The 15,259-nt window shown below is 62.5% G+C and carries 8 protein-coding genes; 1 reads left to right on the plus strand and 7 read right to left on the minus strand.

Features of this window, described 5'->3' with window-relative positions; all coding sequences use genetic code 11:
• Positions 1-278 precede the first annotated feature (278 nt).
• Entirely contained in the window at positions 279-695 is a 417-nt protein-coding gene (locus G3480_RS15790; RefSeq protein ID WP_164654859.1) for an FxsA family protein, read from the plus strand.
• A gap of 563 nt (positions 696-1,258) precedes the next feature.
• On the opposite strand, the gene G3480_RS15795 is transcribed toward G3480_RS15790, so the two are convergent.
• From G3480_RS15795 to aceE, 7 genes are all read right to left on the minus strand, one after another.
• Positions 1,259-3,754, minus strand: coding sequence for a glycogen/starch/alpha-glucan phosphorylase (locus tag G3480_RS15795; RefSeq protein ID WP_164654860.1), 2,496 nt, complete (start codon positions 3,752-3,754; stop codon positions 1,259-1,261).
• A gap of 246 nt (positions 3,755-4,000) precedes the next feature.
• A complete protein-coding gene (locus G3480_RS15800) occupies positions 4,001-6,394 on the minus strand; it encodes a phosphoketolase family protein (protein ID WP_164654861.1) in 2,394 nt (797 codons plus the stop codon).
• 409 nt (positions 6,395-6,803) lie between these two features.
• The gene (locus G3480_RS15805) at positions 6,804-7,760 is read right to left on the minus strand and encodes a DUF3298 domain-containing protein (protein WP_164654862.1); all 957 of its coding nucleotides are present in this window, start codon (positions 7,758-7,760) and stop codon (positions 6,804-6,806) included.
• A 234-nt stretch (positions 7,761-7,994) separates the two neighbouring features.
• Positions 7,995-8,561, minus strand: a complete 567-nt coding sequence (locus G3480_RS15810; protein ID WP_164654863.1) for a Uma2 family endonuclease — start codon at positions 8,559-8,561, stop codon at positions 7,995-7,997.
• A gap of 33 nt (positions 8,562-8,594) precedes the next feature.
• The gene (gene lpdA, locus G3480_RS15815) at positions 8,595-10,292 is read right to left on the minus strand and encodes a dihydrolipoyl dehydrogenase (protein WP_164654864.1); all 1,698 of its coding nucleotides are present in this window, start codon (positions 10,290-10,292) and stop codon (positions 8,595-8,597) included.
• A 270-nt stretch (positions 10,293-10,562) separates the two neighbouring features.
• A complete protein-coding gene (aceF, locus tag G3480_RS15820; RefSeq protein WP_164654865.1) occupies positions 10,563-12,245 on the minus strand; it encodes a dihydrolipoyllysine-residue acetyltransferase in 1,683 nt (560 codons plus the stop codon).
• A gap of 33 nt (positions 12,246-12,278) precedes the next feature.
• Complete coding sequence (gene aceE, locus G3480_RS15825; protein WP_164654866.1) at positions 12,279-14,933, minus strand: pyruvate dehydrogenase (acetyl-transferring), homodimeric type; 2,655 nt, start codon at positions 14,931-14,933, stop codon at positions 12,279-12,281.
• Between the last annotated feature and the right edge of the window lie 326 nt (positions 14,934-15,259).

Raw genomic sequence — 15,259 nt, forward strand, 5'->3', positions numbered from 1 at the left:
GCCGGGCGGCGCGGTGGAATCGGGCTTTGGACTCGGGCTCGGCGACGGGGTAAGGTTCGGCGCATTCGCTTCGTGCTGAGTCTGACTCGCACAACTGCGATAGATTCCGTCGAGGCCCGCTGGTGATTAAATCGCCTGAGATGCTAACTGCAAGAGTGCTCGCCCGTCACCTGCTTAGGCGAATTCACCACGGGTCCTCTGCTCGCTAGGTCCATGCCCCTTGGGTTGGTCGCTTGGACGAGTCCCAGAGGCTTCATCAATAAAGGAGAACCAACAAGGTGCTGCTATTCCTTCTGCTTTTCATCGGTCTGCCGCTGATCGAGATCTACTTCCTCATCGAGGTGGGCTCCGAGATCGGCGCGCTGCCGACCATCGCCCTCTCCATCCTCACGGCCGTGATCGGGACCTGGCTGGTTCGCTTGCAAGGCTTCGGCGTGCTCATGCGCGTGCGCGGCATGATGGACCAGGGAGAAGTCCCTGCCCTGGAGGTGCTCGACGGGGCGCTCATTCTGATTGCCGGGCTCTTCCTGCTGCTGCCGGGCTTCCTGACCGACATCGTCGGCTTCGCGCTGCTCGTGCCGCCGCTGCGCCGCTGGGTCGTCCGCCGCTACATCCAAGTCGTGCCCGTCCAAGGCCATGGGGCGCGTCAGCAGGGTCCGCGCGTTATCGAGGGCGACTACCGTCGCGATGAATGAGGCCGGACAGGCAATTCAAGTCGCAAAGGACAGGACGAAAACAAGGGGTGGTCGGCGCGCAGCGCCCACCCGGGCATCCGAGCGGCTAAGGCAACGTTTGACGGCCGAAAGCTGATCGGGATCCTCAGTGTAAGCCACCGTGCCCACGGGCGTCGGTTGCCGGCCGAAGGGCTCGCCCGCTGGCGGCATCTGGATCTCAAAGTGCATGCAGATGGTATCACCTTGAGGGTCAAGGTAGGTGACGCGGTAGCGCAGTGGGGCAACGAGGGAAAGATGCCCGGCGAGATCGCCACCAGTGCTCTCGAAAACCTCGCCCAGATTTGAGCCGGGAGATGCACAGGCGGTGCTGCGACGCCTGCGGATCTCAGATTGAGGCTCTGACATGGTGTGCGCCAAAGGATTGCTGCTCTTTACTTGTATCCGCCGTCTCTGCGCTTGAGCGGATACATTAAGAAAGCGCCCATCAATTGTTTCCCGATGTGCGCGATCCCGCCCGAGATCCCCCCAAGCCCCCCTTTGCGAAAAGGGGAGGAAGTTGTTGATGGTCACTTTCTAAGTGCGTCTTAAAGATCGATCGGCGTCGGCGCGATTCCCCAGATATTCTTTGCGTACTCGCGAATCGCACGGTCTGAGGAGAAGTAGCCCATTCGAGCGACGTTGAGGATCGACATGCGGACCCAGTGCTGCTGGTCTCTGTAGGCCTCGCTGACGCGCTGTTGGCATTCGATGTAGGCGCGGTAGTCGGCCAGCACCATGAAGGGATCGTGGTTGATGAGGTCGTCGGTGAGCGGGCGGAAGAGCTTGGTGTCGCCATGCGAGAAGAGTCCCGAGTTGATGAGGTCGATGTCGGCCTTCAACTCATGATCGCCGTGGTAGTAGTCCCAGGGCCGGTAGCCTTCAATCTGTTTCTCGAGGACGTCTTCGGCTGTCATGCCGAAGAGGAAGAAGTTCTCCTTGCCGACGGCCTCGCGAATCTCCAAGTTGGCTCCATCGAGCGTTCCGATGGTCAAGGCGCCGTTCATGGAGAACTTCATGTTGCCGGTCCCGGATGCCTCCTTGCCCGCGAGTGAGATCTGCTCGGAGAGGTCCGCGGCGGGATAGAGGCGTTGCCCGGTCTTGACGTTGAAGTCCGGCATGAAGACGACGCGCATGAATCCATTGACCTCGGGGTCGTTGTTCACGACCTCTGCGATGGCGTTGATCAGCTTGATGATGAGCTTGGCGAGGAAGTAGGCGGGCGCCGCCTTGCCGCCGAAGATAAAGGCGCGCGGGACGGGGTCTTTCAACAGCCCCTGTTTGAGTTCCTGGTAGCAGCGAATGATGTGCAGCGCGTTGAGGTGCTGACGCTTGTATTCGTGGATACGCTTGGCTTGCACGTCGAACATCGCGGCTGGGTCGAGCTGGACCCCGGTCACATGCTTCAGCCATTCCGTGAGGTCGCGCTTGGCGGCCAGCTTCACCGCTTTCCATTGCGCCTGCAGGTCACTGCTTTCGGCATGCGACTCCAGCGCTCTGACCCTGTCGAGATCCCGAATCCAGTCGTCGTGGCCGCAGCATTCGGTGATCAGCCGCGCGAGGCGCGGGTTGCTCACCACCATGAAGCGGCGCGGGGTCACGCCATTGGTTACGTTGTGGAACTTCTCCGGCCAGAGCGCGTTGAAATCTTTGAAGAGGGTGCTCTTGACCAGCTCTGAGTGCAGCTTGGCGACGCCATTGACGGCCTTGCTGCCGACCACGGCCAAGTGCGCCATGCGTATTCGTCGCTCGCCGTCCTCGGCGATCAGGGACATGCGTCGCACGCGATCCTCGTCACCCAGGAAACGCATGCGAATTTCATCGAGAAAGCGCCGGTTGATCTCGTAGATGATTTCCAGGTGGCGCGGCAGCAGGCGCTCGAAGAGCGTGACCGACCAGGTCTCCAACGCCTCGGGCAGTAAGGTGTGGTTGGTGTAGCAGAAGGTGCGCTGAGTCATCTCCCAGGACCGATCCCAGGTCATGCCGTGGTCGTCCATCAGCAGCCGCATCAACTCGGCGACGGCGAGGGCAGGGTGGGTGTCGTTGAGTTGGGCGGCGAACTTGTCGGCGAAGTCGTCGAGCGGGCCGACCGTGTTGAGGTGTAGTCGGATCATGTCCTGCAGTGAGCAGGAGACGAAGAAGTGCTGCTGCTTGAGGCGCAGCTCTTTGCCTGCCTCGGGCTCGTCATTGGGATAGAGCACCTTGGAGATGGTCTCGGCCTCGATCTTGGCGTGGACCGCGCCGTAGTAGTCGCCGACGTTGAATGCCTGGAAATCGAAGGACTCTGATGCTTCCGCCTTCCAAAGTCGCAGCAGATTGACGTTGCCAACCCCGTATCCAAGGATGGGCGTGTCGTAGGCAACCCCATCGATCACCCAGGACGGCACCCAGCGCATACGCGGCTCGCCGTTCTGATCGCGGTATTGCTCGGTATGCCCTCCGTAGAGCACCGGAAAGCGGATCTTGGGGCGTGGGATCTCCCAGGGATTGCCGTTGCGCAGCCAGGTGTCGCTCTTCTCGACCTGCCAGCCGTCCTCGATCGCCTGGTCGAAGATGCCGAACTCGTAGCGGATACCGTAGCCGATGGCTGGTATCTGGCAGGTCGAGAGCGAGTCCATGAAGCAGGCTGCGAGCCGTCCCAAACCGCCATTGCCCAGTCCCGGCTCTTCCTCTTCCTCCAGGATGGCCTCGAAGTCCAGGTCAAGCTCCTGGCCCGCCTCCTGTGAAGTTTCGATGATGCCCAGGTTGACCAGATTGTTCGCCAGATGGGGCCCGAGGAGGAACTCAGCGGAGAGATAGCAGAGGGTTCGTGCGTGAAGCGTCTTGAAGGCCTGGGCCGACTTGACCCAGCGTTTCAGGAGGCGGTCGCGTGTCGTGAAGGCGGCGGCCATGTAGAGGTCGTGCGGCGTCGCGACTTCGCGAAAGCGTCCTTGGATATAGAAAAGGTTGTCGAGGAAGTCCTGCTTCAGGGCCGCCTTGGACATGCCCGTGCGGGTATGCTCGCGCTCCACCGAAGTCGACTCGGACGCTTTCGCCTTGCTCATTGGGATACCTCTTGAGCGGGTGAACAGGAGCGACGCTGCTTGCGTCGCCCCAAAGGTATAACTGGAAAGTCAGCGGTGTGCCAGATCGGTGACCTCGCCAGGGCGGGCTGGGCGACCGACGGCCGATTTTGGCCGCCAGCCGCGCGAGGCGCACCCTGAAGGACAGGCTTGTCATGCGGCGCCGAGCAACAATGACCTGGCCTGCGGCAGTGCGTCAAGCAGCCCCCTGAGGTCGTCAGAAAAACGCTAGAAGGGCCAGATCCAGTCGTCGATCTCCGGTTTATCGATGCCGTGCTCGTGGGCATAGTTGCGGCAGTCGATCTGGAGGTCGCGCAGCTTCTCCTTCACATGCGCGCCGGAGACCTGAAGCCGCGGCACCCGGTTGATGACGTCGATGGCCAGGCTGAAGCGGTCGATCTCGTTGTTGATCGCCAGTTCGAGCGGGGTGTTGATGTTGCCCTTCTCCTTGTAACCTCGCACATGGAAGTGGGCGTGGTTGGTGCGTCGATAGGCAAGGCGGTGGATCAGCCAGGGATAGCCGTGGAAGTTGAAGATGACCGGCTTGTCCTTGGTGAAGAGACTATCGAAGTCGGCGTCGCTCAGGCCATGCGGGTGTTCGCCCGCGGGCTGAAGCTTGAAGAGATCCACGACGTTGATGAAGCGGATCTTGATGTCCTCGAAGTGCTCGCGCAGCAGGGCCGTGGCGGCCAGTGCCTCCTTGGTTGGAATGTCGCCGCAGCCAACCAGCACGGCATCGGGCTCGCTGCCTTGATCGTTGCTCGCCCACTCCCAGATGCCGATGCCCTTGGTGCAGTGCTTGATGGCCGCGTCCATGTCCAGAAACTGCAGATGGCTTTGCTTGTCCGCGACGATGACGTTGATGTCGTCGCGGCTCTGCAGACAGTGGTCTACCGTCGAGAGCAAGGTATTGACGTCGGGCGGGAGATAGATCCGCGTGACCTCCGGGTTCTTGTTGACCACCACGTCGAGGAAGCCCGGATCCTGATGAGTGAAGCCGTTGTGGTCCTGGCGCCAGACGGTCGAGGTGATCAGCAGGTTGAGCGAGGAGATGCGCGCGCGCCAGGGGATGTCCTCGCAGATGGCCAGCCACTTGGCGTGCTGGTTGTACATACTGTCGATGACGTGGACGAAGGCCTCATAGGTCGCGAAGAAGCCGTGGCGTCCGGTGAGGATATAGCCTTCGTACCAGCCTTCCAGGGTATGCTCGGACAGCATCTCCATGACGCGGCCGTCCGGTGAGAGTTCGCCGCCATCGGCATCTTCGGGCTTGTAGTCGCAGAGCCAGAGCTTCTTGCTCACCTCGTAGATGGCGTCCAGTTTGTTGGAGGTGTTCTCGTCTGGCCCGAAGACGCGGAAGTTGTCCATGTTCTTGGCCATGATGTCGCGCAGCAGGGCACCGACTGGCTTGGTGTTCATGGCGCGCAGTTTTCCGGGCTCGGGTACCTCTTGGGCATAGTCGCGGAAGTCGGGCATGCGCAGTGCGCGCCGCAGCAGCCCGCCGTTGGCGTGGGGACTGGCACTCATGCGCAAATTGCCTTCGGGAGCCAGTGCCCTCAGCTGCGGGATGAGTCGGCCTTGGTCGTCGAACAGTTCCTCGGGACGGTAGCTGCGCATCCAGTCTTCGAGCTGTTTGAGGTGGGCTGGATTGTTGTGCATGCCGGACAGCGGCACCTGATGGGCGCGCCAGAAGCCCTCGACCTTGTGTCCGTCGACGAACTCCGGACCAGTCCAGCCCTTGGGCGTGCGCAGCACGATCATGGGCCAATGGCAGCGGGTGGCCTCGCCGCTGGCGCGTGCGCCTTGCTGGAAGTGACGGATCTCGGTGTAGCAGGCATCGAGCGTCTCGGCCATTTGCTGGTGCATGGCTATGGGATCGTCGCCCTCGACGAAGTGCGGCGTCCAGCCGTATCCCCGGAAGAGGTCCGCCAACTCCGGGTTGGGGATGCGCGACAGCAGGGTTGGGTTGTTGATCTTGTAGCCGTTGAGGTGAAGGATCGGCAGCACGGCGCCGTCGCGAATTGGATTCAGGAACTTGCTGGAATGCCAGGAGGTCGCGAGCGGCCCCGTCTCGGCCTCGCCATCGCCGACGGCGACGGCGACCAAGAGGTTCGGATTGTCGAAGGCGGCGCCGAAGGCGTGTGAGATGGAATAGCCCAGCTCGCCGCCCTCGTGGATGGATCCGGGGGTCTCGGGCGTGCAGTGCGAACCGATGCCGCCCGGGAAGGAGAACTGCTTGAAGAAGGCCTTGAGGCCTTCCTCGTCCTCGCTCTTGTTTGGATAGATCTCCGAGTAAGTGCCTTCCAGATAGACTGGGGCGAGCACCCCTGGGGCGCCATGGCCAGGGCCGGCGAGGAAGATGGCTTCCTGCTGATGTGCCTTGATGATGCGGTTCAGATGCGTGTACATGAAGGAGAGGCCGGGGCTCGCCCCCCAATGCCCCAGTAGGCGGTTCTTTAGGTGGGCCTCCTTGAGCGGCTCCCTGAGCAGCGGGTTGTCGCGCAGATAGATCATGCCGACGGCCAGATAACAGCAGGCGCGCCAATAGGCGTCTAGCCTGGCGGCCTCTTCGGACGACAGGGGAGTCTTCGAGAGGGTCTGTGAAGCGGGTGAGGTCGTCATGGGTGCTCCTCCAACGTGGCGATTGATCGGATGCAGGCTCGAGCAAGGGCTGCGTCGATGCCGCCTGCGTGCTAGCAGGGTGTGAGCTGAGAGGTCGTGGTATTGCGAATGTTCCAGGAGCCTGTCCGACTTAGGATGAATCGGCTGCGGAACCGGGAGAAGGGTCCCTTTCGCCCCGCTTTTTCGTTACATAGAACCACTATGCGCCTCAAAACCGGAACGAAATGGCCTCGCTCTCCCACTTCCTCGCTTCGATCCCCCCAAGTCGGACAGGCTCCTAGAGAGCCGCAATGGCTCTGGGCTTTTGTGTCGCCTGTCGAGGCTTAGAGGCTAGCCGAAACTTCGGGCTGCGTGATGACGAGGGCGTGACGGTTGATGTCGATCTCGTCTTCGGTTGCAGCGCCCCTTTCTAAGGGGTGAACAACTCGGGACTTAGCCGCCCAGACAGGCGGGCGTAGGGAATCAGAACCGACTGCGGACCCGCCGCATAGGGGGCAACCATGTATGGCGGGAAGGTCACCGTCAGACCCTTGGGGCCAGGAAAGAGCCACTGGTAGTTCTCGGTCTTGGGTGCCGTGCCGGATCTGAGCCAGTCGTCATCCGCCGAGGCGAAGTCGCGGTCCTTGAGAGCGTCATAGCAGTAGTCAGAGAGAAATCCCAGCCAGTCGCTCCCTGGGACAAAGAGATCCGTGGAGGAAAGCCGTTGCCCACTTGGCCGCTTCAGCACCAGAGGGGCGATGATCGGCATGCCGTGTGCGCCGCCGCGAAAGTCGTAGCCGTTGAAATCGATCGCAATGTAGTGCGGGGCGATATAGGGTGGGGCGTAGGTGACCTGGAGCGACCAGGGCGGCATTTCGAGATCGCCATCGGCCTGCGCCTGGTTCGGCAGTTCATCGCGGAAAGGCTGCACGAGGCTGTCGACGAAGCGGCGTACCTCGCGATTGACTTCGGCCAGCCCTGGATCCGCGAAGACCGGATAGAGCACGGAGAGGGAGTGGCTGGGGCCGGAGTCCGTGATACGTCCCTCTGACACCTCAGGGGTGGATGGGTCTGAAGTCCCCGCGAGGCTGGCCTTCAGGCTTTGGATGCGCGCCTCATAGCGTTCGTGAAGGCAGGTGGTATTGCGGCAGGCGTTGCGTCGCTTCAGCCAGGCGCGCTGCTCGGTCAGCATGGCCGTCGGATCGGCCGCGCTTTCTTGCGCCGTGCGAAAGCGCTCCGCCATGGTTTCGTCTAGCGCGCTGAGCCCGGCATCACGGCAGATGGCCTTTTCGACCCAGGTGGCTGCCTTGCCGCAGTCGAAGCTAGCTGCCTGAGGAGCGGGTGCTGCTCCGATCAGCAAGGCGATGATGAGATTGCGTGCATGCATGACGAAGTCTCCATGTCTTGGCTGAGCCGATGCGCCAACCTCAAGCGGCAGGCCTGCCGAATTCCCAGCCCTTGAATTTGCACCATCGGTTTGGACCTGTAGTCGGTCTGAGCCAATTCCAAGGTCGTTCGCAATCTTTGCGCGATGCGGCGCCGGTGCGGCAGCTCGGTTGAGCTGACTCTTTGGTTGAGCTGACTCTTTGGTTGAGCTGACCCTTTAGCAGGATCGGCCTTGTCAGGCGAGATCCACGTCTTCGTAAATGGCCTCGAACTCGGCGGAGAACCCGATGGAGGCGAGTTCGAGGGTCTGTCCGGTGCCGAAGGGAAACAGGACCCATTGATCCCTATCGTTACGTCTGAAAACGTCGATCGACAAGCGTTCCGGGTCGACCAGGACATATTCGCGCAAGGATGGGAGTTGGCGATAGTGGGCGAATTTCTTGCCGTGGTCGAAGGCGGCAGTCGAGTTGGACAGGACCTCGACGATGAGCGTCGGATCGCGTTTGACATAGGTTTCGGCGGCATCGGCCGCGCTGCAGGTCACGAAGACGTCGGGGTAGTAGAAGGCGTCCGCCGCATCGACGCGCACCTTCATGTCGGCCATGTAGACGCGGCAAGGGGTGCCTCGGACATGCGGACGAAGCAGGGCGAAGAGGTTGCCAGCGATAGTCGCATGTGCCTCGCTCGCCCCGGCCATGGCGAAGACTTGTCCGGCCAGGTACTCATGCTTCACCGGGGACTCCAGCTCGCCGGCCAGATAGTCCTGGTGACTGATATGGACTTGCTCAGCCGTGTTCGGCATCGCCGTATCCTCCTCTCCTGGTTGAACGCCGCCTCAGCGTTTTTTGGGCGGCATCAAATCCGTGATCGACCCATGCGCCATCTCCGCCGCCAGACCAATGGTCTCGTTGAGCGTCGGGTGCGGGTGTATGGTGAGGCCGATGTCTTCCATGTCCGCCCCCATCTCCAACGCCAGCACCGCCTCGCCGATGAGTTCGCCGGCATTGGGTCCGACGATGCCGGCTCCTAGGATGCGCTTGGTCTCGGGATCGAACAGCAGCTTGGTCATGCCTTCGTCGCGGTGGATACCCAGCGCGCGGCCGCTCGCGGCCCAAGGGAAGACGCCTTTCTCATAGGCGATGCCGTCTTCCTTCGCCTGGGTCTCGGTCAGGCCCATCCAGGCGACTTCTGGGTCAGTGTAGGCCACGGAGGGGATGGTCAGGGGATCGAACTGGGCCGGTAGCCCGGCGATGACCTCGGCAGCGACCTTGGCCTCGTGCGTCGCCTTGTGCGCCAGCATGGGCCCGCCGACCACATCGCCGATGGCGAAGATATTGGGTACGTTGGTGCGCATGTGGTCGTCCACTTTGATGAATCCCCACTTGTCGACCTTGACGTCGGCCGCTTCCGCATTGATCAGCTTGCCGTTGGGCAAGCGGCCGACGGCGACGAGCACTTTGTCATAGGTCTCCTCACCCGGGTGCTTGCCTTCGAAGCTGACCTTGATGCCCTTCTTGCCGGCGCTCATGCTGGCGACCTTGGTTTCCAACATGATCTTGTCGTAGCGCTTCTTGATGATCTTCTCAAGGCTGCGAACCAGGTCCAGATCCGCGCCCGGCATTAGCTGATTCTTGAGTTCGACGACGTCGATCCGGGTTCCCAGCGCACTGTAAACCGATGCCATCTCCAGCCCAATGATGCCGCCGCCGACGATTAGCATGCGCTCCGGCACATCCGCGATCTCCAGTGCGTCCGTGGAGTCCATGACGCGGGGATCCTCGTGCGGGAAGCCCGGGATCTTCATGGGGGAGGAGCCGCAGGCGATGATGCAGTGGTCGAACTGGATGCGCACACGGCCGTCTTTGGTCTCGACGCCAAGGCGATTGGGCGCCTCGAAGCGCCCGGTGCCCTGAACCACCTCTACCTTGCGTTGCTTAGCGAGTGCGGCCAGGCCGCCAGTCAGCTTGGCCACGACCTTGTTCTTGCCGGCGCGCATCTTGTCGAGGTCGATCTTGGGCGGCTCGAAGGTGACGCCCATGCTGCCGAGCGTCTTGGCCTCCTCGATGATGGCCGCCGTGTGCAGCAACGCCTTGGACGGAATGCAGCCGACGTTGAGGCAAACGCCGCCGAGGCTGTCATAGCGCTCAATGAGCACGACCTTCTTGCCTAGATCTGCTGCCCGGAAGGCCGCCGTATAGCCTCCGGGGCCGGCGCCGAGAACCACGACCTCAGTGACTATTTCGGTTGTTTCGACCTCTGCGGAACGCTGGGGCTGGCCTAGTGATGCGCCCTCCGCGACCTCGAGCTTCAGGATGGCATCGCCTTGGGCGACGCGGTCGCCAACCTTCACGCTGAGCGCGGCGACGGTGCCAGCTTGCGGAGCCGGGATCTCCATGGTCGCCTTTTCGCTCTCGAGCGTGATGAGCGAGGCCTCCTTATCGACGTTGTCGCCAGGGGACACCAGGATCTCGATGACCTCCACGTCCTTGAAATCGCCGATATCCGGGACCTTGACCTCGATGATATTGCTCATGATGTGCTGCTACTCTTTCGCCGCGCGGGGCGCTGGATCGTTTGCGGATGATTGAGCGCAATGCTAAACGATCGGGCGGGGATAGGCGAAGCCGGCATCGGTGTCTTTTGGGACGTTCGCAGCCTGCATGCGCGAGGCTTGCCGAGAAAGCTGGCCTCTTGTCGTGGGATAAATCTTGTCGTAGGACGAAGGTGTTGAAGCCTTTCGCTGGAGCTTGCGCCATCGAAAGGGTTGGGGCGCGCCGCAGGGTGCGCGGCGCCTGCCCCTTGGCTAGAGCAGAAGGGTGCGGATGTCGCCCAAGAGCCGACGGAGCAGACTGGTGAAGCGTGCGCCATCCGCGCCGTCGACGACGCGATGGTCGTAAGAGAGCGAGAGCGGCAGCATGAGGCGCGGCGCGAACTCCTTGCCGTTCCAGACTGGCTTCATCTCGGATCTGGAGACCCCGAGGATCGCGACCTCAGGCGCGTTCACGATCGGCGTGAAGGCTGTGCCGCCGATTCCCCCCAAGCTCGAGATGGAGAAACAGCCGCCCTGCATGTCTCCCGGTAGGAGCTTGCCGTCGCGCGCCTTGTCGCTCAGCTCGACCAACTCCATGGCCAGGGTGTGGAGCCCCTTCTTGTCGACATCGCGTACCACGGGCACCACCAGTCCATTGGGTGTGTCCACGGCCACGCCGATGTGCGTGTAGTGCTTGTGGACCAACTGCTCGCCGTCGCTCGTCAGTGACGCCTTGAGCACCGGCATCTGGTTGAGGGCCGCAGCCACGGCCTTTAGCAGGAAGGGCAAAAAGGTCAGCTTGACGCCCTGTTTCGCGGCGTCTTCCTTCTGTTGCTTGCGGAAGGCCTCGAGTTCGGTGATGTCGGCCTCGTCGAACTGGGTCACATGGGGAATCCCAACCCAGCAGCGGTGCAGGTGACGGCCGCTGATCTTGCGGATGCGCGGCAGCGCTTGCGTTTCGATCGCGCCGAACTTGGAGAAGTCGACGTCTGGTGCAGCGGGGAGCTGAAAGGCCGAGGTCGCGCCTTCGTTGCGCGGCTGTCCCTGGGCGAGCGCCTGTTTGACATAGCCTTGGATGTCGTCTTTGACAACGCGTCCCTTGCGGCCGGAGCCCTTGACGCGAGCCAGGTCGACGCCCAGTTCGCGCGCGAAGCGGCGGACCGCCGGGCTGGCGTGCGCCTTGCGCCCTTTGGCGATGGCCACCACGTCTTCGGGCCGAGGGAGGACCGGGGCTTGGCGCCGCTCGACTTCCCCTGGGGCGCGTCGCGCCGGCGCTTGGGCCGCCCTCTCAGCGACGGGCGCTTGAGCTGCCGCCTGAGGCGCCTCGCGCGCGGCTGGCGCAACCGCAGTGTCCGTGTCGGTGGTCCCCTCTGCGCTTAGGGTGAGAATGAGATCCCCCGCGTTCAGTGTGTCGCCGAGTTTGACGGCGATGCCTTCGACCACCCCTGCCTGTGGCGACGGGATCTCCATGGTCGCCTTGTCGCTCTCCACTGTCAGCAGGGACTGCTCGACCTCCACGCGATCACCGGGCGCGACCAGGATCTCGACCACCGGGATATCTGCGAAGTCGCCAACGTCCGGCAGCACGACCGAGACCGACTCGCGCTGCGCAGCAGCGTGTTTCGGCCGCTCGGCCGGGGGCTTTTCGGCTGGCGGCGGGGCGGGCGGTTCCGGGGTGTCGCTTCCCTTGGTGCTTTCGGCAGCGGTGCCCGCTTCGGCCGTCTCCAAGGCGAGCAAGGAATCGCCCTCGCTCACGCGGTCGCCGACCTTGACGTTGAGCGTCTTGACGGTTCCGCCCTTGGGCGACGGGACCTCAATGGTCGCCTTGTCGCTTTCGAGGGTGAGCAGCGACTGCTCGGGGTCCACCTGGTCGCCCTCGGCGACCAGGATCTCGATGATCTCGACATCGGAGAAGTCTCCGATGTCGGGCAATAGAATCTCTTCGACGGTTGCCACGCGATGTCCTCCTAAGCCTATTGTCCCGCTGCCTTACACCGTGACCGGATGCGGTTTTTCCGGGTCGACGCGGTACTTGGCAATGGCCTCAGAGACCATCGACGTTGGGATCTCGCCCTCGTCCGCCAACGCCTTGAGTGCGGCAATGGCAACGTAGAAGCGGTTGACCTCGAAGAACTTCCGCAGCTGACTGCGCATGTCGCTGCGGCCGAAGCCGTCGGTGCCGAGCACGACGTAGCGGTGCGGGACATAGGGGCGAATCTGGTCTGCGTAGGCGCGCATGTAGTCGGTCGCCGCCACCACCGGGCCGCGCGATCTCGCCAGCTGCTCTTCGACGTAGGTGGTGCGCTGCTCGTGCTCGGGGTGTAGCAGATTCCAGCGCTCGACCTCGATGCCCTCGCGGCGTAGCTCGTTGAAGCTGGTGATGCTCCAGACCGCCGAGCCCACGTCGAAGTCCTTCTCTAGCAGCTCGGCGGCCGCCAAGACTTCGCGCAAAATGGTGCCGGCGCCGAGCAGCTGGACGCGGTGACTGCGCTCCTCGCCGCGGCGGACGCGGTACATGCCCTTGAGGATGCCTTCCTCGCTGCCCTCCGGCAGTGGCGGCTGGGCGTAGTTCTCGTTCATCGCGGTGATGTAGTAGAAGCGGTTCTCCTGCTCCTGATACATGCGTCGCAGGCCGTCCTGAATGATGACCGCCATCTCGTAGGCGTAGGCGGGGTCATAGGTGACGCAGTTGGGGATGGTCGCCGCCAGCAGGGGGCTATGGCCGTCCTGGTGCTGCAGGCCCTCGCCCGCGAGCGTGGTGCGCCCGGCGGTGCCGCCGATAAGGAAGCCGCGCGCGCGCATGTCGCCCGCAGCCCAGGCCAGATCGCCGATGCGCTGGAAGCCGAACATCGAATAGTAGATGTAGAAGGGGATCATGCTTTGGCCATGATTGGCATAGGCCGTGGCCGCAGCGATCCAGGACGACATGGCGCCCGCCTCGTTGATGCCTTCCTGAAGGATCTGCCCCTTCTTGTCCTCGCGGTAGTACATGACCTGATCGGCGTCGACCGGCTCGTAGAGCTGGCCCTGGGAGGCATAGATGCCGAGCTGGCGGAACATGCCCTCCATGCCGAAGGTGCGTGCCTCGTCCGGCACGATGGGCACCACATAGCGACCGATCTTCTTGTCGCGCACGATCATGGTCAGCAGACGCACGAAGGCCATGGTGGTCGACATTTCCTTGTCGCCGGTGCCCTCGAGCAAGGCCTGGAAAGCGTCGAGGCCGGGTACCTCCAGCGGGGGCGCTTCATCGCGGCGGGCGGGCAGGAAGCCACCGAGGCGCTCGCGCGCTTGGTGCAGATACTTGATCTCCTCGCTGTCCGCCGGTGGCTTGTAGAAGGGGGCGGCGCCGATCTGGTCGTCGGAGATGGGGATGTTGAAGCGGTCGCGGAAGGTCTTGAGGGCGGCTTCTCCCATCTTCTTCTGCGAATGGGTGATGTTCATGCCCTCGCCGGCGTTGCCCATGCCGTAGCCCTTGACCGTCTTGGCCAGGATCACGGTGGGCTTGTCCGTGGTCTCCATGGCGGACAGGTAGGCGTTGAAGACCTTGATGGGGTCGTGCCCGCCACGGTTGAGGCGCCAGATGTCGTCGTCCGTCATGTTGGCGACCATCTCCTTCAGCTCCGCGTACTTGCCGAAGAAGTGCTCGCGGGTGTAGGCGCCGCCCTTGGCCTTATAGGTCTGATAGTCGCCGTCGACACACTCTTCCATGCGTTTGAGCAGGGAACCCTGAGTGTCGCGGGCGAGGAGGGGATCCCAGTAGCGGCCCCATACCACCTTGATGACATTCCAGCCGGCGCCGCGGAAGACGGCCTCCAGCTCTTGAATGATCTTGCCGTTGCCGCGCACCGGGCCGTCGAGGCGCTGGAGGTTGCAGTTGACGACGAAAACCAGGTTGTCCAGGTGCTCGCGCGCGGCCAGGGAAATAGCCCCTAGGGATTCGGGTTCGTCCATCTCACCGTCGCCGAGGAAGGCCCAGACCTTGCGCCCAGCGGTGTTGACCAGGCTGCGGTCGCGCAGGTAGTTCATGAAGCGCGCCTGGTAGATCGCCATCAGGGGGCCGAGCCCCATGGAGACCGTCGGGAACTGCCAGAAGCCCGGCATGAGCCAGGGATGGGGGTAGGAGGAGAGGCCATTGCCGTCGACCTCCTGGCGGAAATTGTAGAGCTGCTCCTCGCTGATGCGTCCCTCAAGGAAGGCACGGGCATAGATGCCGGGCGCGGAATGACCCTGAAAGAAGACCAGGTCGCCGCCGTGGTCCTTGTCACGCGCATGCAGGAAGTGGTTGTAGGCGACGTCGATCAGGGTCGCCGAGGAGGCGAAGCTGGAGATGTGTCCGCCAAGCTCGGCCGACAGCCGATTGGCCTGAACCACCATTGCCATGGCATTCCAGCGCACCAAGGAGCGGATGCGCCGCTCCATGGCGAGATCCCCCGGGAAGCGCTCTTCCTGGTTCATCGGAATGGTGTTGAGATAGGCGGTGTTGGCGCTGTAAGGCAAGTAGGCGCCGGAGCGACGGGCCTTGTCGATCAGGCGCTCCAGGATGAAATGGGCGCGCTCGACGCCTTCGTTCTCAAGGACGGCCTCGAGCGAATCGAGCCATTCCTGCGTTTCTTGCGGATCGATATCGGGCTTCTTCGTCATGTCGCTTCCAGGGATGCTGCGTCCAAAGCGGCCTCAGTTCAGGCAAAGCCGCCATTATACAATGTCTGAATGGCTTCTAAATAATAAGAATTCACTACCGCAATGCATGTCCGCCTGGGCTTTCGGCGCAACTGGGTGGCCTCAAGAAGTCAGTTGAACCGCAAAGATGGCTAAGAGGATATCCGGAACAGAATTTGCATTACCTTTAGGTTTCTTGGAGTTTTCGGAATAAGATTTCTGCGCAAGCCAGCTGAATCAGTGCCAAGTAGTTTTGCAACTGGCAAACATAACGGGTACGAATCGCCCGAAATCCTTTCAGCCAGGCG

This window comes from Thiorhodococcus mannitoliphagus (genome assembly GCF_010915725.1).
In the GTDB taxonomy this organism is placed as follows: domain Bacteria; phylum Pseudomonadota; class Gammaproteobacteria; order Chromatiales; family Chromatiaceae; genus Thiorhodococcus; species Thiorhodococcus mannitoliphagus.